Annotated in this window: 20 protein-coding genes; 9 read left to right on the top strand and 11 right to left on the bottom strand. The window is 64.1% G+C overall.

Annotation, left to right across the window (positions count from 1 at the left end):
- Positions 1-276 precede the first annotated feature (276 nt).
- The 6 genes from tig to AC0Z2B_RS25610 all read left to right on the top strand — a co-directional run bounded on the left by tig (position 277) and on the right by AC0Z2B_RS25610 (position 8,762).
- The gene (gene tig / locus AC0Z2B_RS25635; RefSeq protein WP_416425828.1) at positions 277-1,587 is read left to right on the top strand and encodes a trigger factor; all 1,311 of its coding nucleotides are present in this window, start codon (positions 277-279) and stop codon (positions 1,585-1,587) included.
- A gap of 91 nt (positions 1,588-1,678) precedes the next feature.
- Positions 1,679-2,320 (top strand): ATP-dependent Clp endopeptidase proteolytic subunit ClpP, encoded by a 642-nt coding sequence (gene clpP / locus AC0Z2B_RS25630; RefSeq protein WP_416425826.1) that lies wholly within the window; start codon positions 1,679-1,681, stop codon positions 2,318-2,320.
- A 107-nt stretch (positions 2,321-2,427) separates the two neighbouring features.
- The gene (gene clpX, locus AC0Z2B_RS25625; RefSeq protein ID WP_416425824.1) at positions 2,428-3,711 is read left to right on the top strand and encodes an ATP-dependent Clp protease ATP-binding subunit ClpX; all 1,284 of its coding nucleotides are present in this window, start codon (positions 2,428-2,430) and stop codon (positions 3,709-3,711) included.
- A 150-nt stretch (positions 3,712-3,861) separates the two neighbouring features.
- Positions 3,862-6,258 carry an endopeptidase La gene (lon, locus tag AC0Z2B_RS25620; RefSeq protein WP_416425823.1) on the top strand — a complete coding sequence of 799 codons (2,397 nt, stop codon included), beginning with the start codon at positions 3,862-3,864 and terminating at the stop codon, positions 6,256-6,258.
- A 149-nt stretch (positions 6,259-6,407) separates the two neighbouring features.
- Complete coding sequence (locus AC0Z2B_RS25615; protein ID WP_166359462.1) at positions 6,408-6,680, top strand: HU family DNA-binding protein; 273 nt, start codon at positions 6,408-6,410, stop codon at positions 6,678-6,680.
- Between the two features lie 207 nt (positions 6,681-6,887).
- Positions 6,888-8,762, top strand: a complete 1,875-nt coding sequence (locus AC0Z2B_RS25610) for a SurA N-terminal domain-containing protein (RefSeq protein WP_476300372.1) — start codon at positions 6,888-6,890, stop codon at positions 8,760-8,762.
- A 405-nt stretch (positions 8,763-9,167) separates the two neighbouring features.
- Here the strand turns inward: AC0Z2B_RS25610 and cobF are convergent, their stop codons facing one another.
- The 6 genes from cobF to AC0Z2B_RS25580 form a co-directional block, all read right to left on the bottom strand.
- On the bottom strand, positions 9,168-9,923 hold the full coding sequence (cobF, locus tag AC0Z2B_RS25605) for a precorrin-6A synthase (deacetylating) (RefSeq protein WP_476300369.1): 756 nt from the start codon (positions 9,921-9,923) through the stop codon (positions 9,168-9,170).
- A 10-nt stretch (positions 9,924-9,933) separates the two neighbouring features.
- Positions 9,934-10,695, bottom strand: coding sequence for an ABC transporter ATP-binding protein (locus AC0Z2B_RS25600; protein ID WP_476300367.1), 762 nt, complete (start codon positions 10,693-10,695; stop codon positions 9,934-9,936).
- Positions 10,692-11,720, bottom strand: a complete 1,029-nt coding sequence (locus tag AC0Z2B_RS25595; protein WP_476300365.1) for a FecCD family ABC transporter permease — start codon at positions 11,718-11,720, stop codon at positions 10,692-10,694. The genes AC0Z2B_RS25600 and AC0Z2B_RS25595 overlap by 4 nt, the downstream gene beginning before the upstream one ends.
- Positions 11,720-12,742 (bottom strand): ABC transporter substrate-binding protein, encoded by a 1,023-nt coding sequence (locus tag AC0Z2B_RS25590; protein WP_476300363.1) that lies wholly within the window; start codon positions 12,740-12,742, stop codon positions 11,720-11,722. Before AC0Z2B_RS25590 ends, AC0Z2B_RS25595 begins: the two co-directional genes overlap by 1 nt.
- A gap of 307 nt (positions 12,743-13,049) precedes the next feature.
- Positions 13,050-13,976: a class I SAM-dependent methyltransferase gene (locus AC0Z2B_RS25585; protein ID WP_476300360.1), complete on the bottom strand. Its 927-nt coding sequence runs from the start codon at positions 13,974-13,976 to the stop codon at positions 13,050-13,052.
- Between the two features lie 84 nt (positions 13,977-14,060).
- A complete protein-coding gene (locus AC0Z2B_RS25580; protein ID WP_476300359.1) occupies positions 14,061-14,561 on the bottom strand; it encodes a DUF4142 domain-containing protein in 501 nt (166 codons plus the stop codon).
- A gap of 184 nt (positions 14,562-14,745) precedes the next feature.
- Between AC0Z2B_RS25580 and AC0Z2B_RS25575 the strand changes: the two genes are divergently transcribed.
- Positions 14,746-15,654, top strand: coding sequence for a LysR family transcriptional regulator (locus AC0Z2B_RS25575; protein ID WP_416425808.1), 909 nt, complete (start codon positions 14,746-14,748; stop codon positions 15,652-15,654).
- Here the strand turns inward: AC0Z2B_RS25575 and AC0Z2B_RS25570 are convergent.
- The 4 genes from AC0Z2B_RS25570 to AC0Z2B_RS25555 all read right to left on the bottom strand — a co-directional run bounded on the left by AC0Z2B_RS25570 (position 15,648) and on the right by AC0Z2B_RS25555 (position 19,109).
- Positions 15,648-16,421 (bottom strand): substrate-binding domain-containing protein, encoded by a 774-nt coding sequence (locus tag AC0Z2B_RS25570; RefSeq protein WP_416425807.1) that lies wholly within the window; start codon positions 16,419-16,421, stop codon positions 15,648-15,650. The genes AC0Z2B_RS25575 and AC0Z2B_RS25570 overlap by 7 nt on opposite strands.
- 11 nt (positions 16,422-16,432) lie before the next feature.
- Positions 16,433-17,734, bottom strand: a complete 1,302-nt coding sequence (gene tcuC, locus AC0Z2B_RS25565; protein WP_416425806.1) for an MFS transporter — start codon at positions 17,732-17,734, stop codon at positions 16,433-16,435.
- 131 nt (positions 17,735-17,865) lie between these two features.
- Positions 17,866-18,135 (bottom strand): DUF3253 domain-containing protein, encoded by a 270-nt coding sequence (locus tag AC0Z2B_RS25560; RefSeq protein ID WP_416425804.1) that lies wholly within the window; start codon positions 18,133-18,135, stop codon positions 17,866-17,868.
- 170 nt (positions 18,136-18,305) lie between these two features.
- The gene (locus AC0Z2B_RS25555; protein ID WP_473003782.1) at positions 18,306-19,109 is read right to left on the bottom strand and encodes a formate/nitrite family transporter; all 804 of its coding nucleotides are present in this window, start codon (positions 19,107-19,109) and stop codon (positions 18,306-18,308) included.
- A 316-nt stretch (positions 19,110-19,425) separates the two neighbouring features.
- Between AC0Z2B_RS25555 and AC0Z2B_RS25550 the strand changes: the two genes are divergently transcribed.
- Both AC0Z2B_RS25550 and AC0Z2B_RS25545 read left to right on the top strand, forming a co-directional pair.
- The gene (locus AC0Z2B_RS25550) at positions 19,426-20,871 is read left to right on the top strand and encodes an ATPase domain-containing protein (RefSeq protein WP_476300384.1); all 1,446 of its coding nucleotides are present in this window, start codon (positions 19,426-19,428) and stop codon (positions 20,869-20,871) included.
- 21 nt (positions 20,872-20,892) lie between these two features.
- Positions 20,893-21,270 carry a response regulator gene (locus AC0Z2B_RS25545; RefSeq protein WP_416425800.1) on the top strand — a complete coding sequence of 126 codons (378 nt, stop codon included), beginning with the start codon at positions 20,893-20,895 and terminating at the stop codon, positions 21,268-21,270.
- Here AC0Z2B_RS25545 and AC0Z2B_RS25540 read toward each other — a convergent pair.
- Positions 21,259-22,461: an acetylornithine/succinylornithine family transaminase gene (locus tag AC0Z2B_RS25540; protein WP_476300354.1), complete on the bottom strand. Its 1,203-nt coding sequence runs from the start codon at positions 22,459-22,461 to the stop codon at positions 21,259-21,261. The genes AC0Z2B_RS25545 and AC0Z2B_RS25540 overlap by 12 nt on opposite strands.
- Between the last annotated feature and the right edge of the window lie 2 nt (positions 22,462-22,463).

The raw sequence follows: 22,463 nt of genomic DNA, 5'->3' as shown, positions 1-22,463 counted from the left end.
GTTTGTCTACGAACGTAAATATTTTGCAAAGATCCGCGTGCGCGATATCAGTGCGTGGTGTTTGTGGAAATGCCGTCGGTCGCATGGGCGAGGGCGCTGAAAACACCGTCCATGGCCCTGCCAAGCCCTTTGCAGGCGGGCTTTTGCGGCGGTTTTGCCATTCCTTGTTTCAAGCTGTCTTGCACAGGGTGACTTCTTGTGTTCGACCCTCTAGAATGCATGCCCTTGATTGGGGTCGGAAATGGCCGGCTAACGTCTGTGCAACGAGGAAAATCCATGCAAGTTTCTGTTGAAAACACTTCCGCTCTCGAGCGCCGCATGACCATCGGCGTGCCTGCCGAGCGCATCGAGACCGAAGTCAACAAGCGTCTGCAACAGACTGCCCGTCGCGCTAAGGTTCCAGGCTTCCGTCCTGGCAAAGTGCCGATGAGCGTGATTCGTCAGCGCTACGAAGATTCCGCACGTCAGGAAGCCCTGGGCGACCTGATCCAGGCGACTTTCTACGAAGCCGTGGTTGAGCAGAAGCTGAATCCAGCCGGTGCCCCGGCTGTAGAACCTAAAGTGTTCGAAAAGGGCAAGGACCTGGAATACATCGCTACTTTCGAAGTATTCCCAGAGTTCGCTGTTGCAGGTTTCGAGTCCATCAACGTCGAGCGCCTGAGCGCCGAAGTGGCTGATGCCGACCTGGACAAAATGCTGGAAGTGCTGCGCAAGCAGAACGTTCGCTTTGAAGCTGCCGACCGTGCCGCTGCAAACGAAGACCAGCTGAACATCGATTTCGTCGGCAAGATCGACGGCGAAGCCTTCGCCGGTGGTTCGGCCCAGGGCACCCAGTTGGTGCTGGGTTCCGGCCGCATGATCCCAGGCTTCGAAGAAGGCCTGGTGGGCGCCAAGGCGGGTGAAGAGCGCGTGCTGACCCTGACCTTCCCAGAGGACTACCAGAACCTGGACCTGGCCGGCAAGGCCGCCGAGTTCACCGTGACCGTCAACAGCGTTGCCGCACCGACCCTGCCTGAACTGAACGAAGCCTTCTTCAATCAGTTCGGCATCAAGGAAACTGGTCTGGAAGGCTTCCGCACCGAAGTTCGCAAGAACATGGAGCGCGAACTGCGCCAGGCGATCAAGACCAAGGTGAAGAACCAGGTCATGGACGGCCTGCTGGCTGCCAACCCGATCGAAGTGCCAAAGGCCCTGCTGGAAAACGAAGTGAACCGCCTGCGCGTTCAAGCCGTTCAGCAGTTCGGTGGCAACATCAAGCCTGATCAACTGCCGGCCGAGCTGTTCGAAGAACAAGCCAAGCGCCGCGTGGTACTGGGCCTGATCGTCGCCGAAGTGGTCAAGGCCAACGAGCTGAAGCCGGACGAAGCCCGCGTACGTGAAATGATCCAGGAAATGGCCTCGGCCTACCAGGAGCCAGAGCAGGTCGTGGCGTGGTACTACAAGAACGACCAGCAACTGAACGAAGTCCGTTCGGTTGTGCTGGAAGAGCAAGTTGTGGATACTGTTCTGCAGAAAGCTAGTGTGACCGACAAAGCGGTCTCCTACGAAGAAGCAGTCAAGCCGGCCGAAGCACCACAAGCCGACTGATTCCTTCCAGCGTTGGAACACCACCATAAGCCAGCCTTCGCGCTGGCTTATGCGTATTCAAGACTTGACTATTTGGGAGTGAGTGCGAGACATGTCCCGCAATTCTTATATTCAGCACAGTTCTGACATCCAGGCCGCTGGCGGCCTGGTCCCGATGGTTGTCGAGCAATCGGCTCGTGGCGAACGCGCCTACGATATCTACTCGCGCCTGTTGAAAGAGCGAGTGATCTTCCTGATTGGCCCGGTAGAAGACTACATGGCCAACCTGGTGTGCGCGCAATTGCTGTTCCTCGAAGCCGAGAACCCGGACAAGGATATCCATCTCTACATCAACAGCCCTGGCGGCTCGGTCACTGCAGGCATGTCGATCTACGACACCATGCAGTTCATCAAGCCGGACGTGTCCACCACCTGCATCGGCCAGGCCTGCAGCATGGGCGCCTTCCTGCTGGCCGGTGGTGCCAAGGGCAAGCGTTACTGCCTGCCGAACTCGCGCGTGATGATTCACCAGCCACTGGGCGGTTTCCAGGGCCAGGCGTCGGACATCGACATTCACGCCCGCGAAATCCTCTCGATCCGTCACCGCCTGAACGAGCTGCTGGCGTTCCACACCGGCCAGACCCTCGAGCAGATCGAGCAGGACACCAATCGTGACAACTTCATGAGCGCCGACCGCGCGGCCGAGTACGGCCTGGTCGACTCCGTGATCAACAAGCGTCAGATGCCTGCCTAAGCGGAGCAAATGCCAGGTGGTTGGCACAACCAGCCACCTGTGGACTTGAAAAACCCCGCGATTGCCTTCATCTTGTGTTGCAAGCCTATCGGATTTGGATCGATCGAATGACTGACACCCGCAACGGCGAGGACAACGGCAAATTGCTCTATTGCTCCTTCTGTGGCAAAAGCCAGCATGAAGTGCGCAAATTGATTGCCGGCCCCTCGGTCTTTATCTGCGACGAGTGCGTCGACCTGTGCAACGACATCATCCGCGAGGAGGTGCAAGAAGCCCAGGCCGAGAGCAACGCGCATAAATTGCCTTCGCCCAAAGAAATCAGCGGCATCCTTGATCAGTACGTGATTGGTCAGGAACGCGCTAAAAAGGTTTTGGCGGTAGCGGTGTACAACCACTACAAGCGCCTCAATCAACGTGACAAGAAGGGTGACGACGTCGAGCTGGGCAAGAGCAACATCCTGCTCATCGGCCCGACCGGTTCGGGCAAGACGCTGCTGGCTGAAACCCTGGCGCGCCTGCTCAACGTACCCTTCACCATCGCCGACGCCACCACGCTGACCGAAGCGGGTTATGTCGGTGAAGACGTTGAGAACATTATTCAAAAGCTGTTGCAGAAATGCGACTACGATGTCGAGAAGGCCCAGATGGGCATTGTCTACATCGACGAAATCGACAAGATCTCGCGCAAATCCGACAACCCGTCCATCACCCGCGACGTGTCGGGCGAGGGCGTGCAGCAGGCACTGTTGAAGCTGATCGAGGGCACCGTTGCCTCGGTACCGCCACAAGGCGGTCGCAAGCACCCTCAGCAGGAGTTCCTGCAGGTAGACACCCGTAACATCCTGTTCATCTGCGGTGGTGCGTTCTCGGGCCTGGAAAAGGTCATCCAGAACCGTTCCACGGCTGGCGGCATCGGCTTCAACGCCGAAGTGCGCAGTAAGCAGGAAGGCAAGAAGGTGGGCGAGTCCCTGCGTGAAGTCGAGCCTGACGACTTGGTCAAGTTCGGCCTGATCCCGGAATTCGTGGGTCGTCTGCCGGTGCTGGCCACCTTGGACGAGCTCGATGAGGCTGCCCTGGTGCAGATCCTGACCGAGCCCAAGAACGCCCTCACCAAGCAATACGCCAAGCTGTTCGAGATGGAAGGCGTGGACCTGGAGTTCCGTGCCGACGCGCTGAAGTCCGTGGCCCATCGTGCGCTGGAGCGCAAGACCGGTGCCCGTGGCCTGCGTTCCATCCTGGAAGGCGTGCTGCTGGACACCATGTACGAGATCCCTTCGCAGACAGACGTCAGCAAAGTGGTGATCGACGAAAGCGTCATCGAAGGAAAGTCCAAGCCACTGTTAATCTACGAAAACAGTGAGACGCCGGCCAAGGCTGCGCCAGACGCATAAGTCGTACTGCGGCTTGAAACAGGAAGGGGCCTTCGGGCCCCTTTGCTTTTCCTGCCCCGCAGCGCTTGTTTTTTTTGGGGGCTGCCCCCACATTGACTACAAGCTCAATTCCACTGTCTACGGCCCTAGGGCCGCTGTAGAGGCGAAATCATGAAGACCACCATCGAATTGCCTCTCCTGCCATTGCGTGATGTCGTCGTGTATCCGCACATGGTGATCCCGCTGTTCGTGGGGCGCGAGAAATCCATCGAAGCCCTCGAGGCCGCGATGACGGGCGAAAAGCAGATCCTGCTGCTGGCCCAGAAGAATCCTGCCGACGATGATCCAGGCGAAGACGCCCTGTATCGCGTGGGTACCGTTGCTACCGTGCTGCAACTGCTCAAGCTGCCTGATGGCACCGTCAAGGTGCTGGTCGAGGGCGAGCAGCGCGGCACCGTCGAAAGTTTCATGGAAGTTGACGGCCATTGCCGCGCCGAAGTGCAGCTGATCGACGAAGTCGATGCCCCGGACCGCGAGTCCGAAGTGTTCGTGCGCAGCCTGCTGGCGCAGTTCGAGCAATACGTGCAGCTGGGCAAGAAAGTCCCTGCCGAAGTCCTGTCCTCGCTGAACAGCATCGATGAGCCTGGCCGCCTGGTAGACACCATGGCCGCGCACATGGCGCTGAAGATCGAGCAGAAGCAGGAAATCCTCGAGATCATCGACCTGTCCGCCCGGGTCGAACACGTGCTGGCCCTGCTGGACGCCGAAATCGACCTGCTGCAGGTCGAGAAGCGCATCCGCGGCCGCGTGAAGAAACAAATGGAGCGCAGCCAGCGCGAGTACTACCTGAATGAGCAGATGAAGGCCATTCAGAAAGAGCTCGGCGACAGCGACGAAGGCCACAACGAAGTCGAAGAGCTGAAAAAGCGCATCGACGCCGCCGGCCTGCCCAAGGATGCCCTGGCCAAGGCCACTGCCGAGCTGAACAAGCTCAAGCAGATGTCGCCGATGTCGGCCGAGGCCACCGTGGTGCGTTCCTACATCGACTGGCTGGTGCAAGTGCCGTGGAAGGCCCAGAGCAAGGTGCGCCTGGACCTGGCGCGCGCCGAGGACATTCTCGACGCCGACCACTACGGCCTGGAAGAGGTCAAGGAGCGTATCCTTGAGTACCTCGCGGTGCAGAAGCGCGTGAAGAAGATTCGTGGCCCGGTGCTGTGCCTGGTAGGCCCGCCTGGCGTGGGCAAGACCTCGCTGGCCGAGTCCATCGCCCATGCCACCAACCGCAAGTTCGTGCGCATGGCCTTGGGTGGTGTACGTGACGAGGCCGAGATTCGTGGCCACCGCCGCACCTACATCGGCTCCATGCCTGGCCGCCTGATCCAGAAGATGACCAAGGTAGGGGTGCGCAACCCGCTGTTCCTGCTGGACGAAATCGACAAGATGGGCAGCGACATGCGTGGCGACCCGGCGTCGGCGCTGCTGGAAGTGCTCGACCCCGAGCAGAACCACAACTTCAACGACCACTACCTGGAAGTCGACTACGACCTCTCGGACGTGATGTTCCTCTGCACCTCGAACTCCATGAACATCCCGCCAGCGCTGCTGGACCGGATGGAAGTGATCCGCCTGCCGGGTTACACCGAGGACGAGAAGATCAACATCGCCACCAAGTACCTGTCGCCCAAGCAGATCACCGCCAACGGCCTGAAAAAGGGTGAGCTGGAGCTGGAAGTGGCGGCCATCCGCGACATCATCCGCTACTACACCCGCGAAGCCGGTGTGCGTGGCCTCGAGCGCCAGATCGCCAAGGTCTGCCGCAAGGTGGTCAAGGAGCACGCCCGCGACAAGCATTTCTCGGTGAAAGTGACCTCCGACTCGCTCGAGCACTTCCTGGGCGTGCGCAAGTTCCGCTACGGCCTGGCCGAGCAGCAGGATCAGATCGGCCAGGTGACGGGTCTGGCGTGGACCCAGGTGGGCGGCGAACTGCTGACCATCGAGGCCGCCGTGGTACCGGGCAAGGGCCAGCTGATCAAGACCGGTTCGCTGGGCGACGTGATGGTCGAATCCATCACTGCCGCGCTGACCGTGGTGCGCAGCCGTGCCAAGAGCCTGGGCATTCCCCTGGACTTCCACGAGAAGCGCGACACCCACATCCACATGCCTGAAGGTGCCACGCCCAAGGATGGTCCAAGTGCCGGTGTCGGCATGTGCACCGCCCTGGTCTCGGCCCTGACGCAGATTCCAGTGCGTGCCGACGTGGCCATGACCGGCGAGATCACCCTGCGTGGCCAAGTGCTCGCAATCGGTGGCCTGAAGGAGAAATTGCTGGCTGCCCACCGTGGTGGGATCAAGACAGTGATCATTCCCGAAGAGAACGTGCGTGATTTGAAGGAAATTCCTGACAATATTAAGCAGGATCTTCAGATTAAACCGGTTAAATGGATTGACGAAGTGCTCCAGATTGCGCTGCAATACGCCCCGGAGCCCTTGCCCGATGTGGCTCCGGAGATAGTCGCGAAGGACGAGAAACGCGACACGGATTCCAAGGAAAGAATCAGCACGCACTAGCACGTATTTCGGCCGGGGGGCCTTCCTTGACAGCTTTTTCAGGCCCTTGTTATAAAGCGGCACTTACCGGTGTCAGCAGCCTCCCGGCACAGTTTTAGCTTTACCACATACTTAGAAACAAACTCATATAGATATAAGGGGACTTAAGAGTGAACAAGTCGGAACTGATTGATGCTATCGCCGCATCTGCTGATATCCCGAAAGCTGTAGCTGGCCGCGCGCTGGACGCAGTTATCGAATCCGTCACTGGCGCTCTGAAGGCTGGCGACTCCGTGGTACTGGTAGGTTTCGGTACTTTCTCTGTGACTGACCGCCCAGCTCGCGTTGGCCGTAACCCACAGACTGGCAAGACCCTGGAAATCGCTGCTGCCAAGAAGCCTGGCTTCAAAGCCGGCAAAGCACTGAAAGAAGCGGTAAACTAAGCCTTTCACGCCTTTGCCCGACCGGGGCGGGAAAAATTTCCGACCTGGAAGCGGAGCAGCCATTGAGCTGGTCTCAAGCCGACGCACGGCGCCGGCGCTTGCTCCGCCTGTTACGAGAAGGCGCATCCTCGGATGCGCCTTTCTTCTATCCGGATTCTACCCACTCTCCGCGGTTGCTTAATCAGTACAACCGTTTCTGGGGGACGCATGCTGCAGAATATCAGGGACAATTCACAAGGCTGGATTGCCAAGACCATCATCGGTGTCATCGTTGCCTTGATGGCACTGACCGGCTTCGATGCCATTTTCAAAGCCACCAGCCACACCGCCGACGCGGCCAAGGTCAATGGCGACGCCATCACCCAGAGCGAGCTGGCCCAGGCGGTCGAAATGCAACGCCGCCAGCTGATGCAACAGCTGGGCAAGGATTTCGACGCCTCCATGCTCGACGAGAAGATGCTGCGTGAAGCGGCCCTCAAGGGCCTGATCGACCGCAAGCTGCTGATCCAGGGCGCTACCGATGCCAAGTTCAGCTTCTCGGAAGCCGAGCTGGACCAACTGATCCTGCAAACGCCTGAATTCCAGGTGGACGGCAAGTTCAGCGCCGATCGCTTCGATGCCGTGATCCGCCAGATGGGCTACTCGCGCCTGCAATTCCGCCAGATGATGGCCCAGGAAATGCTGGTCGGCCAACTGCGCGCCGGTGTCGCCGGCAGCAGCTTCGTCACCGATGCCCAGGTGCAGGCGTTCGCCCGCCTGGAAAAGCAGACGCGCGATTTCGCCTCGCTGACCTTCAAAGCTGACCCGTCGGCCATCAAGGTCACCGACGATGAAGTGAAGAAGCACTACGACGAGCACGCCAAGGAGTTCATGAGCCCCGACCAGGTGGTGATTGACTACATCGAGCTGAAGAAGTCGTCGTTCTTCGACAAGGTCACCGTCAAGGACGAAGACCTGCAGGCCGCCTACAAGGCCCAGACCGCCGCGCTCACCGAGCAGCGTCGTGCCGCGCACATCCTGATCGAGGTCAACGCCAAGACCACCGACGCCCAGGCCAAGGCCAAGATCGAAGAGATCCAGGCGCGCCTGGCCAAGGGGGAAGACTTCGCCAAGCTGGCCAAGGAGTTCTCCCAGGACCCGGGTTCGGCCAACAATGGCGGTGACCTGGGCTACGCCGGCAAGGGCGTCTATGACCCTGCCTTCGAGACGGCGCTGTACGCGTTGAACAAGGACCAGGTATCGGCGCCGGTGCGCAGCCAGTTCGGCTGGCACCTGATCAAGCTGTTGGGTGTGGAGGCTCCTCAGGCGCCTACCTTCGCCAGCCTGAAAGACAAGCTGACCCGTGACGCCAAGACCGCCCAGGTCGAGCAGATGTACGTGGACGCTGCCAAGAAATTGGAAGACTCCTCGTACGAAGCCTCCGACCTGGTGCAGCCAGCCGCTGACCTGGGCCTGAAGGTGCAGACCTCCGCGCCGTTTGGCCGCGAAGGTGGCAGCGAAGGCGTGACCGCCAACCGTGCCGTGGTGCAAGCCGCGTTCAGCCCGGAAGTGATGGACGAAGGCGCCAACAGCTCGGCCATCGAGCTGGACCCGGAGACCACCGTGGTGGTGCACGTGCGTGAACACCGCAAGCCGGCGCAACTGCCGCTGGAAGCTGTGTCCGACGCGATCCGCAAGCACCTGGCGCAGGTCAAGGCCAGCGAGCAGGTCAAGGCCAAGGTCGATGCCCTGGTGGCCGGCCTGCGCGACGGCAAGGTCCCGTTGGCTGCAACGCAGGAAGGCCAGGCCTGGAAAACCCAGGAAGCCGTGTCGCGTAGCCAGGAAGGTATCGATCCGACCGTGCTGCAGGACGTATTCCGCATGACCAAGCCTGTGGGCAAGGACAAGCCGGTCTACGACAGCGTCAGCCTGTCCGATGGCAGCTACGTGCTGGTCCGCCTGAACGGTGTCAACGAAGCCGCTGCCGCCACCGATGCCGAGAAAGCGCAATACCGCCGCTTCCTGGCCTCGCGTGCTGGCCAGCAGGACTTCGCGGCCTACCGCAAGGCGCTGGAAACCAAGGCGGATATCACGCGCTACTAAGCCGTGCTGCCCACCTGAAAAGGGCCGCGCAAGCGGCCTTTTTCATTTCCCGGCCGCAATACTGCGTCCCCTGTACCACCCTCGTAGCAGCGGCCGCAGGCCGCGTCCCCCAGCACCACGGTGTTCCTGGAATACCGCACCGCCCCGGACGCCGCCTGCGGCAGCTGCTACGCGAATGTATACCCCCCATCGATCCGCCCTCGTAGCAGCTGCCGTAGGCCGCGTCCCCCAGCGCCACGGTCTTCCTGGAATACCGCACCGCCCCGGACGCCGCCTGCGGCAGCTGCTACGCGAATGTATACCCCCCATCGATCCGCCCTCGTAGCAGCGGCCGCAGGCCGCGTCCCCCAGCACCACGGTGTTCCTGGAATACCGCATGGCCCCGGACGCCGCCTGCGGCAGCTGCTACGGGGTGCGCTTCAACAGGTAGGTATCCATGATCCAGCCGTGGCGCAGCCGTGCCTGTTCGCGCGCGTGCGCGATCTGGTCGGCCACCTCGTCCAGTGGCCCGGCAATCAGGATCTCATCGGCGCTGCCCACGTAGGCGCCCCACCAGATATGCAACCCCTGGCCACGCAGGCGGTTGAACGCCTGATGGGCGTCCAGCATCACCACCTGGCTGTCACCTGCACCCAACGCATTCCCCAGCTGCCGCCCCGGGCTGATGCGCACCGAGCCACCGATCTCGTTCAGCGGCACCCGATGGGCCGCGGCCAGCGCCTGCACGGCGGTGATGCCGGGTATCACCTGGTACTCGAACACCTCGCGGCCGGCGGCCAGGATCGCCTGCAAAATCCGCAGGGTGCTGTCGTACAGGGCCGGGTCGCCCCACACCAGGATGCCCGCGCACTGGCCATCGGCGACTTCATCGGCGATCAGCCGCTCGATCAGCCGCTGCTTGTCGTCGTTCAGCTGCCGCACCGCACCCGCATAGCTGTCGCCGTCAGGCCCGCGCGGCGGGTTGTCGGCTTCCACCATGCGCCAGGGCCGCTCGGTGGCCAGGCGCGTGCACAGGTCACGGCGCAGGTCGTTGAGCCCGTGCTTGGCCGGGCCCTTGTCGAACAGCAGGAACACGTCGACGCGGTTCAGCGCCTTCAGCGCCTGCAAGGTCAGGTGGTCAGGGTTGCCGGCACCGATGCCGATGACCAGGACGGTTTTCATGGGCCATGCCTCAGGGCAGGTATTGAATGTGCGGGCGGCCATGGTGGGCGGAGGGGCTGACCACGCAGCGCACGCCGTAAACCTGGGCGACCCGCTCGGCGGTGAGGACCTGTTCGGGGCTGCCGCTGGCCACCACCCGGCCCTGTTGCAGCAGCACCAGGCGGTCGCAGAACATCGCGGCCAGGTTCAGGTCATGCAGGGCCATCACGCAGGTCACTGGCAGGCCCTGAATCAGTTGTAGCAGCTGCAGCTGGTGTTGGATATCCAGGTGATTGGTGGGCTCGTCCAGCAGCAGTTCGCTGGGGCCCTGGGCCAGGGCGCGGGCGATCTGCGTGCGCTGGCGTTCGCCACCCGACAGGCTGTGCCAGCTGCGCAGCCGCAGCGCGCCCAGGCCGGTGCGCGCCAGGGCCTGCTCGACGATGGCCTGGTCCTCCTGGGTCCAGGCCGACAGCGCGCCGCGGTGCGGGGTGCGGCCCAGGCGCACGATGTCCTGCACGCGAATGTTCACCTCGGTGCCGGCGTGCTGTTCCACCAGCGCCACGCGCCGGGCCACAGCCTTGCGCGGCCATTGCGCCAGCGGGCGGCCGTCGAGGCTGACGCTGCCCTGGCTGGGCGTGCGCAGGCCGGCCAGCAGGCGTAGCAGGGTCGACTTGCCGGAGCCGTTGGGGCCAATCAGGCCCAGGGTGCCCTGGGCGGGCAGGTCCAGGCTGATGCCGTCGATGATCACCTGGCCGTCGACGCTCCAGCCGACGTTGTCGGCGCGCAGGCTCATGGCGCTGCCCGGTTGCGGTAGAGCAGGGCGGCGAACACCGGCGCGCCGACCAGGGCGGTGACCACGCCAATGGGCAGCACCTGGCCGGGCACGATCAACCGTGAGGCGATGTCGGCCAGCACCATGAAGTTGGCGCCGATCAGCACGCAGGCCAGCAGCAGCCGTACGTGGCGCGGGCCCACCAGCAGGCGGGCGATGTGCGGCACCACCAGGCCGACGAAACCCACGGCGCCGACGATGCTCACCAGGGTGGCGGTGATCAGCGCCGTCACCCCGAACAGCAACCAGCGCAGGCCCGCCACCGGCACGCCAAGGCTGGCGGCGGCGTCGTCGCCGAACACGAAGGCATCCAGGGTGCGTGCGCAGTACAGGCACACCAGCAGGCCGGCGCCCACCACCGCCGCCGCCAGGCCCACGTCCGCCCAGCGCACGCCGCCCAGGCTGCCCAGCAGCCAGAACATCACGCTGCGCGCCTGTTCGGCGTTGGCCGAGGTGGAGACGATCCAGGCGGTCAGGGCGTTGAACAGCTGCGCGCCGGCCACGCCGGCCAATATCACCTGGGCCGGGCCGCCGCGAATGCCGGTGGCCAGCAACACCACCAGGCCGAACGCCAGTGCGGCACCGAGGAAAGCCCCCAGGGAGATTCCAATCAAGCCGCCGCCCAGGCCCAGCAGCATCACCAACACCGCGCCGGTGGAGGCACCGGCGCTGATGCCCAGCACATACGGATCGGCCAAGGCATTGCGCAGCAGCGCCTGCAACACCGCGCCGCACAGCGACAGGCCAGCGCCGCAGCAGGCGGCTACCAGCGCGCGGCTCAGGCGGTATTCCCAGATGATGCCCTGCTGGATCCGCGGCACGTCATAGGCGCCCAGCCCCAGGCCGTTGAGCAGCGCCTTGAGGGTCACGACCAGGGGAATGTCCAGCTCGCCCAGGGACACCGCCAGGGCAATCGACAGGCCCAGGCTGAACAGCGCCAGCAGGGCCAGGGCCCAACGGCGGAGGCCGGAACTTTCCAGTGGCATCAAGGCGCCTTGCCCGTGTCGGCCAGGCCCTTGGCGATCTGTTCGATGGCGTCGACCACACCCATGGACGGGTTAAGGGTGTTGGCGTCGACCACGATCAGGCGGCCGTTGCGCACCGCCTTGAGTTCGCGGGTCACCGGGTCGTTGCGCAGGAAGGCCAGCTTCTTCTCGACGTCGTCGGCGGGGTAGAGGCGGCGCTGCATGCGCGCCAGCACGATCACGTCGGGGTCGCGGGCGGCGATACTCTCCCAGCTCACCCCGGGCCATTCCTCATCGCTGTCGATGACGTTGCGCAGGCCCAGCACTTGGGAGATATAGCCCGGCGCGCCGTGCTTGCCGGCCACCCACGGGTCGCCTTCCAGGCGCGTGCTGGAGAACCAGTACAGTACCGACAGCGGTGGGTGCGCGGTGGCGTTGGCCAGTTTCACGGCGGCCGCCACGCGTTCATGCAGGTGTGCGCTGAGGGCCTGGCCGGCGGCGGGCACGTCGAAGATAGCTGCCAGTTCGCTGATTTCCTTGTCCACCAGGGCCAGGGAATACAGCTGGCTGCGGCTGCCATCGGCGTTGGAGGTGGCGGTCACGCCCTTGCCGTCGCAGTCGCTGGGCGACACGTAGGAGGGGATACCCAGCTTCAGCAACTGCTCGGGCGTCGCCACCTCGCCCTGGGGGCCGATGTGGTAGGTGTACTGCGCCACGACGATATCCGGCGCGGTCTTGGCCACGGCTTCGAAGCTGGGGGCGTTGTCGGCCAGGCGTGGCACCTTGGCGCCGGCAGCGGCCAGCGACGGCGGCAGCGGCCCGAACCACACGCCGGTGCCGACCATGCGCGGGCCCAGGCCCAGGGACAGCAGCAATTCGGTGCTGGCCTGGCCGAGGCTGACCGCCCGTTGCGGTGGGGCGTCGATGCGCACGCTGTGGCCGCAGTTCTGCACGGTCAGCGGGTAGTGGCTGGCCGGCGCGGCGGCAAAAGCCGAGGCGGCGGATAAACACAGGCAGGCAAAGGCAAGGCGGCGTAACAGCATGCAGCGGCTCCCGGGATGGCGCGTCCGTTGGGCGAAAGAAATGGCGGGCAGCAAGGTCTGGCTTTCGGGAGGCCCGAACACAGTGGCGCGACCGCGCCGGAGTTGCACCGGCTTCCTGCTGCACGCATGAAAAAGCCCGCAGAGGGTAAGTGGCATTGCCCAAGAGAGCAACCTGCCGTTCACCTTCCCTGATCAAACCCTGTAGCCGCTGCCGCAAGGCTGCGCTGGCCCTGGCGTACGCTGGAGATTTTCAGCGTGGGCAAGGGCCAGTGCAGCCTGCGGCAGCGGCTACGCAGTCATGCGGGGTTCATGCGCTGGTAAATACCAGCGCCTTGAGGCCGCCTTCGGCCTCGGCGTCGGGGAATTCCGGCGGGTTTTCCAGACGGTGCTGGAAGGTCAGCTGCGGCGCTTCCTCGGCCATGCTCTGGATCAGGAAGTCGGAGCCGATGGCCGGGTCATTGACGCAGGCCAGCACCACGCCCTGTTCGGTCAGCAGCTCGGGCAGCTTGCGCAGCACCTTGCGGTAGTCCTGGGTGAGCACGAAGCTGCCGCGCTGGAACGACGGCGGGTCGATGATCACCAGGTCATAGGGGCCGCCACGCTTGACCTTGCCCCAGGATTTGAACAGCTCGTGGCCCAGGAAGCTCACGCGTTCCAGGTCGTGGCCGTTCAGGCGGTGGTTGTCACGGCCGCGGCTCAGGGCGGCGCGGGCCATGTCCAGGTTCACCACGTGCTCGGCGCCGCCGGCGATGGCCGTCAGCGAGAAGCCGCAGGTGTAGGCGAACAGGTTCAGCACGCGCTTGCCGGCGGCGTGCTCGCGCACCCATTGGCGGCCGTAGCGCATGTCCAGGAACAGCCCGATGTTCTGCTTGCGGCCCAGGTCCAGCTGGTAGCGCAGGCCGTCCTCGTCGATGAACCATTGCTCCACCGGCTCGCCCAGCAGCCACTCGGCGGCGCTGTCGGGCAGGTAGCGGTGTTGCAGGATCAGGCTGTGCACCTGTGGGGTGGCCTGGGCCAGTGCCAGCAGCACTGGCTTCAGCGCAGCCAGCTCGTCGGCGGCGGGTTCGCGGAACAGCGACACCAGCAGCACACCTTGCAGCCAGTCCACGGTGATCTGCTCCAGGCCCGGCCAGCAGCGGCCGCGGCCGTGGAACAGGCGGCGGGTTTCGGCAGGCGGGTGTTGCAGGGCGGTGCTGAGGTGTTGCTGCAATATAGCGAGGGCGTCGGCGTTCATGAAAGACTTTTGGCAGGGCATAAAGCGCTCATGGTAAACGCTGGCGCAGGGCCGTGGGAAATCCACGGCCGTGCGCACCGGGTTTTACTGATGCTTGGCTTGCAGCGCCTTGGCCATTTTCAGGTGTTCTTCAAGCGTAGGCAGGGTTTTTTCCGCAAAGGCTTTCAACTCCGGCTTGTCGGAGGACGCGGCTTCTTTCTTGAACAGCGCCACAGTGTCTTCGTGGGCTTTGACCTGGTTGGCGGCGTAGGCCTTGTCGAAGGAGTCATCGCGCATCTCCAGCACTTTCTGCTTGGCCTGCTGGGTCAGCGTGGCACTGTCCGGTACTTCGATGTCGAGCTTCTGCGCCAGGGCCGTGAGTTTTTCGTTGGCCGCCCCGTGGTCCTTGATCATCTGGTTGGCAAAGGTCTTCACGTCGGCTGAGCTGCTTTTTTCCAGGGCCAGGCGCCCGGCCTCGACCTCGGTGATGCCGCCTGACGCCGCCGCGTTGACAAAGTCGTTGGAGGTGGCAGCGAAGGCCGTGCCGGCAAGTGCGCCGGTCAGAGCAATGGCCAGGGCAAGCGTGCCTGCTTTGAATGCGTCCATGGGAATTCTCCGTCGTTATTGTTAGTCATGCGATGAGAACCACCGCTCCCTACAGTGGATTGCGCTGCTTCAGTGTTGGTGCATCGCCGGCGACGAACGGTCTTTCGACTATGGTCCAGCATCAATCTTGCTCATTCATGCATTAAGCTGATCGGATAAATAAAATTCGGCATGAGTGACCGGGATGAGCATCAATTTCGACCTGAACGACCTGCAGGCCTTTCGCGCAGTGGTGGAGAAGGGCAGTTTTCGCAAGGCCGCCGAGGCCATCAGCATCTCCCAGCCGGCGTTGAGCCGGCGCATCGAAAAGCTGGAAAGCGCGCTCAACGTGCGGCTGTTCGACCGCACCACTCGCCGCGTCAACCTGACCATGGTCGGCCGCGCCTTCGCCCCCAGCGCCGAACGCCTGCTCAATGACCTGGACATCGCCCTGCTGGGCATCAGCGAAGTGGCCTCCACGCGCCTGGGCAACGTCACCGTGGCCTGCGTGCCGTCGGCCGCCTATTACTTCATGCCCAAGGTGGTGGCCCGCTACCACAAGCTCTACCCGCGCATTCGCGTGAAGGTGCTCGACGCCAGCGCCAACGACGTGCAGCAGGCCGTGCTCAGCGGCGAGGCCGACCTGGGCCTGAGCTTCACCGGCAACCTGCCGCCGGAGCTGGAATTCGAACTGCTGGTGCAGGAGCACTACGTGGCCGCCTGCCGCCGCGACCACCCCCTGGCCGGGCGCAAGCAGCTGAGCTGGGAAGAGTATTTCCAGCACGACTACATCTCGGTGGACAAGACCTCCGGCAACCGCTTCGTGCTGGACCAGGCGTTGCTGCACATCCGCCCGGCGCGGCCGAGCATCTGCGAGACCCGCCATGTGACGACCATGCTTGGGCTGGTGGAGGCGGGGTTGGGGATTGCGGCGGTGCCGTCCATGGCCTTGCCGCTGGGCGAGCACCAGTGGATGACCAGCATCCCGCTGGTGGAGCCCGAGGTGTTGCGCAGCGTGGGGTTGATCCGTCGCCGGGGCCGGCTGTTGACCCCGGCGGCGCTGGAACTGGAGCAGTTGATCAGGGAGTTCAAGAAACCCCTGGAAGATCAGTGAGGCACTGAGTCCAGGCCGGTGCCGGTAACCACCGACTGCGCCTGGGCCGAAGCCATGTAGTCGAGCAGGGCCTTGGCCTCGGCCGGGTGCGCGGCGCCCACCGGGATGCCGGCGGCGAAGCGCGTCACCGACTGCAACGGCTCGGGGATCTTGCCCACGTAGGTCACGCCGGCGATGGGCAACAGCTCGCTGACCTGTTGCAGGCCCAGTTGCGGCTCGCCCTTGGCCACTTCACCGGCCACCGGAATGCGCTCGATCATCTTCGCCTTGGGCTTGAGCTGGGCTTCGATGCCCAGGCGCTTGAACAGCTGGTCCTGTACGTAGACGCCGCTGGCGCTATCGGAATAACCCACGGACCTGGCCTGCAGCAACGCCTGCTTGAAGGCGGCGACGCTGCTGATGTCCGGCTTCGGCTCGCCGGCTTTCACCACCAGGCCGATGCGCGAGTCGGCCAGCTCCACCCGCGAGGCGGGCAGCACCTTGCCCTGCTTGATCAGGTCGTCCAGGGCGTAGCCGACCATGATCACCACGTCGGCCTGCTCACCGCGTGCCAGGCGGTTGGGGATGGCCTCGGCGGCCTTGCCCATGGACGGGCCCAGCACGGTGTTCAGCTGGTCGCCATGGGCCGCGGCGAACTGCGGGCCGAGGATCTTGTAGGCGGCAGTGAAGCCGCCCGAGGTCATCACGGTCAGGTCCTGGGCCTGGGCCAGGCCCGCGGCGGCCAGCCCCAGGGTCAGGGCGGCCAGGCTGTTGAGCAATTTCTTCATGGCCACGCCCCTCACACGGCGGCGCGCAGCTGGGCGCTGCCGCGGCGGTACAGGTACAGGGTGGCGCACAGGGCGCACAGGGCGGCGAAGCTCATCCAGTAGCCGGGTGCGGCCTTGTCGCCGCTGCTGTGGATCAGCGCGGTGGAGATGGCCGGGGTAAAGCCGCCGAACACTGCGGTGGCCAGGCTGTAGGCCAGGGAGAAACCGGCCACGCGCACTTCCACCGGCATGATTTCGGTCAGCGCCGGGATCATCGCGCCGTTGTACATGCCGTACATGAACGACAGCCACAGCAGGGTTTCCAGCATGTGCGCGAAGCTCGGCGCCTGGGCCAGGAACGACAACGCCGGGTACGAGGTGGCGATGGCCAGCACGGTCATGGCGATCAGCATCGGCTTGCGGCCGATACGGTCGGACAGCGCGCCGCCGATAGGCAGCCAGATGAAGTTCGACACACCCACCAGCAGGGTCACCATCAGCGCGTCGGCGGTGCTCAGGTTGAGCACGCTCTTGCCGAAGGTGGGCGCGTACACGGTGATCAGGTAGAAGGCGGTGGTGGTCATGGCCACCATCAGCATGCCGGCCACCACGATGGTCCAGTTGGCCACCAGGGTGTTGTACACCTCGCGCATGGCCGGGCGGTGACGGCGGGCGCTGAACTCTTCGGTCTCTTCCAGCTTGCGACGCAGCAGGAAGATGAACGGCACGATCATGCAGCCCACGGCGAACGGAATGCGCCAGCCCCAGGCGGCGATGTCGTCACCGCTCATCCACTGGTTCAGGCCGTAGCCCAGCGCGGCAGCCACGACGATGGCGACCTGCTGGCTGGCCGACTGCCAGCTGGTGTAGAAGCCTTTCTTGCCGGGGGTGGCCATTTCCGCCAGGTACACCGACACGCCGCCAAGCTCGGCGCCGGCCGAGAAGCCTTGCAGCAGGCGGCCCAGCAACACCAGGGCGGGGGCCAGCAGGCCGATGGTCTCGTAGCCGGGCACCAGCACGATCAATATCGTGCCGCTGGCCATGATCGACAGGGTCACGATCAGGCCCTTGCGGCGGCCGACGTCGTCGATGTAGGCGCCAAGGATCACTGCGCCCAAGGGCCGCATCAGGAAGCCTGCGCCGAACACGGCGAAGGTCATCATCAGCGAAGCGAATTCACTGCTGGCGGGGAAGAAGGCGGCGGCGATGTGGGTGGCGTAGAACCCGAACAGGAAGAAATCGAACTGTTCGAGGAAATTGCCCGAGGTAACACGGAATACCGCGCCGGCTTTGGCGCGAGCGGACGCGGACGCGCCCTGGGGTGAGGACTGCATGTGCATCTCCCATCATTTTTATGACACGTGCAACGGGGCACATGGGTTTTTTGTAGGGGGACGATGGTCGCGGAAATATTTTGAAATGATAACTGCATATTTCTGATGTATTGATGCGCGGATGTTATCACTCAGCGCATCAGTCGACCGCGGCGCAGCCGTATGGGGCCGCTGCCGATGCGGTCCGGGGCCAGGGTGGCTTCGCCTTGAGTGATGCGCAAAACGTCAGCTTGGGCCAGGCACGAGGCCACCCGGCGGATGTCCGGCATCAACGCGCGCCACAGCGCCTCGTCGGCGCTGAGCACGCGGGCGACGTCGCTGGGGCAGATGGAGTCTTCGGGGGCGCGTTGGGAGAGCAGGGCGAAGATCGCCCGGGTGATCATGCTGTCATCGATGTTCATGGGGGGATGCGCGGCAGTAACGAAAACGTCTTTGTAACACCTCAGCCAACGCCGATCCATCAGGCCATGGCACGTTGCAACAAATGTAGCTGCTGCCGCAAGGCTGCGGCCCGCCGTGTGGACGGCGGGTGGTGGCCGTTACGCGATTCCCCCCAGGCGCGCGTCCTGCCTCAGCGGTGGGCTTCAGCTACCGGGGTAGCAGCGGCCTCGGCCTGCTTGCCGAACGCCACGAAGTACGCCAGGCCCACGAACACCGCGCCACCCACGGCGTTGCCGAGGAACACCGCCACCAGGTTGTTGGCGCACTGGCTCCAGTCCAGGGCACCGGCGAAGATGGCCGCCGGGATCACGAACATGTTCGCCACCACGTGCTGGAAGCCGATGGCCACGAAGCCCATCACCGGGAACCACATGCCCAGGATCTTGCCGGTGACTTCCTTGCTGGCGTACGACAGCCACACCGCCAGGCACACCATCCAGTTGCAGCCGATGCCCGAGACGAACGCGTGGGTGAAGTCGGCGCTGGCCTTGGCGTTGGCAATCGCCAGGGTCTTGGCCAGGAACGGGCCTTCGGTCAGGCCCAGCACGTGGCCGAAGCAGTAGGCCACGAACAGCGCGCCCAGCAGGTTGGCCACGGTCACCAGCAGCCAGTTGCGCAGCAGCGCGGCCAGGCTGATCTTGCCGCTGAACAGGGCCATGGGCAGGGTCATCATGTTGCCGGTCAGCAGTTCGCCGCCACCCAGGATCACCAAAATCAGGCCCAGCGGGAACACGGCGGCGCCGAGCAGGTTGCCCAGGGACGACCAGGCGCCGGGGATCATGGTGCTGACGTGGATGTCGAGCAAAAAGCCCAGGGCGATGAAGGCGCCGGCCAGGAAGCCCAGCACCAGGATCGCGGGCAGCGAGGCCTGGGCTTTCTTGGTGCCGGTTTCGATGGCCATCTCGGCGATCTGCTGGGGGGTGTTCAAGGACATGGAAGGTACTCGCGAGCCAGGTGGAAAAAGGGTGCGCTGTCTTACGCTGCGCCATCCTGGCCCTGCGACGATTTGCGACATTGATTGCCGCGAAAGCTAATGGCTCAACGCCTGCACGTCTAATCGCTTGTTTCGATAGCGCGATTGACCCTGTCGATGGGCCTGGGACGCGGCCTGGCGGCCGCTGCTACAGAAGGCTGAGATAAACTTTTCTGCATGCTCGCGATGCGGTATAGAATTCCTTATCCATCAAGAGATTAAACGTTCCGTACACGGGGCAGTCTATCTCGGCGATTATTCATGAAAGGCAGGCCGGATCTTGGAACAGCTAAAACGCCTTGAAAGCGGTATTGAAGGGCTCGACCTTCTGTTGAAGGGCGGGCTGGTCGCAGGTTCGTCCTATATCGTCCAGGGGCGACCGGGGTCGGGCAAGACCATCCTGGCCAACCAGCTGGGCTTCAACCACGTGCGCAATGGCGGGCGAGTATTGGTGGCCACGCTGCTGGCCGAGTCCCACGAGCGGCTCTTCCAGTACCTGTCGACCCTGCGGTTCTTCGACGCTGGCCGCATCGGCAACGAGATCCAGTTCGTCAGCGCCTTCGACACCCTGGAAAACGAAGGCCTGGACGAGGTGGTCAAGCTGCTGCGCCGCGAGATCAGCCGGCAGAAGGCCACGGTGCTGATCGTCGACGGCCTGCTCAACGCGCGCTCCAAGGCCGAGTCGCAGATCGACACGAAGAAATTCATCTCCGAACTGCAGGGCCACGCCGCCTTCGCCGGCTGCACCGTGCTGTTCCTCACCAGCTCGCGGCTGGACGACGGCAGCCCCGAGCACACCATGGTCGACGGCGTCATCGAACTGGGCGAAGAGCTGTTCGGCACCCGTTCGGTGCGCCGCATCCAGCTGCGCAAGACCCGCGGCAGCGGCGCGCTGTCGGGCCTGCACGAATGCGAGATCACCGACGACGGCCTGGTGGTGTACCCGCGCCTGGAAAGCCTCTACAGCCACCCGTCGCGCCCCGACAGCGCCGACCTGACGCGCCTTCCAAGCGGCGTGCCGGCGCTGGACAAACTGATCGGCGGCGGCCTGCCGCGCTCCTCGGTGACCCTGGCCATGGGCCCCTCGGGCATCGGCAAGACCTCCCTGGGCATTCACTTCCTGGGCGCCGGCAGCCACGTCGAGCCGGCGTTGCATTTCGGCTTCTACGAGTCGCCGCAACGCCTGGCCATCAAGGCCAAGGCCCTGGGCTACGACTTCCAGGCCATGCAGGACGCCGGCGCGCTGTTCGTGGCCTGGCAGCCCACCACCGAAGGGCTGGTGGACGGCCTGGGCGCACGCCTGCTCAAGCAGGTGGACGAGCACCGCATCAAGCGCGTGCTGATCGACAGCCTGGGCGGCATGACCCGCTGCGCCACCAACCAGGCGCGCCTCACCGAGTTTTTCAGCGCCCTGATGGGCGAGCTGCGCGCCCGCGGCGTGACCGTGTTCGTGACCTGGGAGATCCGCGGTTTGTTCGGCCCCGAGATCACGTCGCCGACGCCGGACCTGTCGAGCATCGTCGACAACATCCTGCTGCTGCGGTTCGTGGAATATGAAGCTGAACTAAAACGCTTGCTGTCCATCCTTAAAGTAAGGGACAGCGTTTATGACCCGTCGCTGTTGGAGCTGGTCATCGACGAAAGCGGCATCGATCTGAAGAAGGCGTTCAAGCATGCAGAGGCAGTGTTATCCGGAAGCGCCTCGGCGGTCAGCAAGCCTTGAAGACGCCCCGGTCGAGCTGACATGAGCACTATCCTGATCGTCGACGACGAATTCATGATTGCCAACATCCTTGAACTGGCGTTCGAGGATGAGGGCTATGAGGTCGTCAAGGCAGCCAATGGCCGCAAGGGCCTGGAAGTGCTGGAGCGCGAGCGGCCGGCGCTGGTGATCACCGACTTCATGATGCCGGTGATGGACGGTCTGGAAATGGCCCGCAAGATCCGCGAGCACGCGCTGTACAAGGACATGCCCATCCTGCTGATGAGCGGTGCCCAGGGCAGCATTGGCCGTGCTACCCCGCAACTGTTCGCCGCCGTGTTCGACAAGCCGTTCAAGATCGATGACGTGGTGGCCAAGGTCCGCGAACTGATCGGCCCGCCGGGGCATTCACCGCACTGATTCCAGCAATCCCAGCAGCCGCGCGACCATGGCCTGGCGAGTGGCGTCGTCCAGGGTCAGGGGCGGCAGCAGGCGGATGGTCTGGCCGCGGGCGATGTTGATCAGCACGCCGTGCTCACGCGCCGCCAGCTCCGCCAGGTGGCGCGCCGGGAATGCCAGGTCGATACCGATCATCAAGCCGTGGCCGCGCACCGCCAGCACCTGGGGGTGGCCCTTCAACGCCGTGCGCAGTTCGTCCAGCATCAGCCGCCCCTGGCGCTCGGCGTTCGCCACCAGGCCTTCCTGTTCCATGATCTCCAGCACCGTGCACGCCACCCGGCAGGCCAGCGGGTTGCCGCCGAAGGTGCTGCCGTGGCTACCAGGGCCGAACAGCTCGGCGGCGGGGCCAGCGGCCAGGCAGGCGCCGATGGGCACGCCGTTGCCCAGGGCCTTGGCCAGGGTCATCACGTCCGGCACCACGCCTTCATGCTGGCCGGCGAACCAGCGGCCGGTGCGGCCCAGGCCGGTCTGGATCTCGTCCAGCATCAGCAGCCAGTGCTGTTCATCGCACAGGGCCCGTAACGCCGCCAGGTAGCCACCGGGCGCCACCTGCACGCCGCTTTCGCCCTGTACCGGTTCCACCAGCACGGCGGCAATGCGTTGGCCGTGGCTCTGCGCCAGGGCCTGGATGGCCAGCACGTCGCCGAACGGCACCTTGATGAAACCGTCCATCAGCGGCGCGAAGCCGGCCTGGCAGCTGGGGCTGTCGCTGGCCGACAGGGTGGCGAAGGTGCGGCCATGGAAACTGTTCTCCATCACCACCACCAGCGGCTGGCGGATGCCCTTGCGCTGGGCATGCAGCCGCGCCAGCTTCAGCGCGGTTTCGTTGGCCTCGGCGCCGGAGTTGCAGAAGAACGCCCGCTGCATGCCGGCCAGCGCCGTCAGCTGCTGCGCCAGCTGCACCTGCCAGTCGATGCGGTACAGGTTGGAGGTGTGCAGCAGCAGGCCGGCCTGCTCGCGAATGGCCTCGACGATGCGCGGGTGGCTGTGGCCCACCGAGGTCACTGCCACGCCGGCCAGGGCGTCGAGGTACTCGCGGCCCTCGCTGTCCCACAGCCGGCAACCTTCACCGCGGGTGAAACTGATGGGCAGCGGCTGGTAGTTGTTCATCAGACTGGGGTGGTTGCCGGGCAGGGCTTGGGGGGCATTCATGG

The organism is Pseudomonas sp. GYB4201 (genome assembly GCF_056312595.1).
This window is presented reverse-complemented; position numbering and strand designations above follow the sequence as displayed.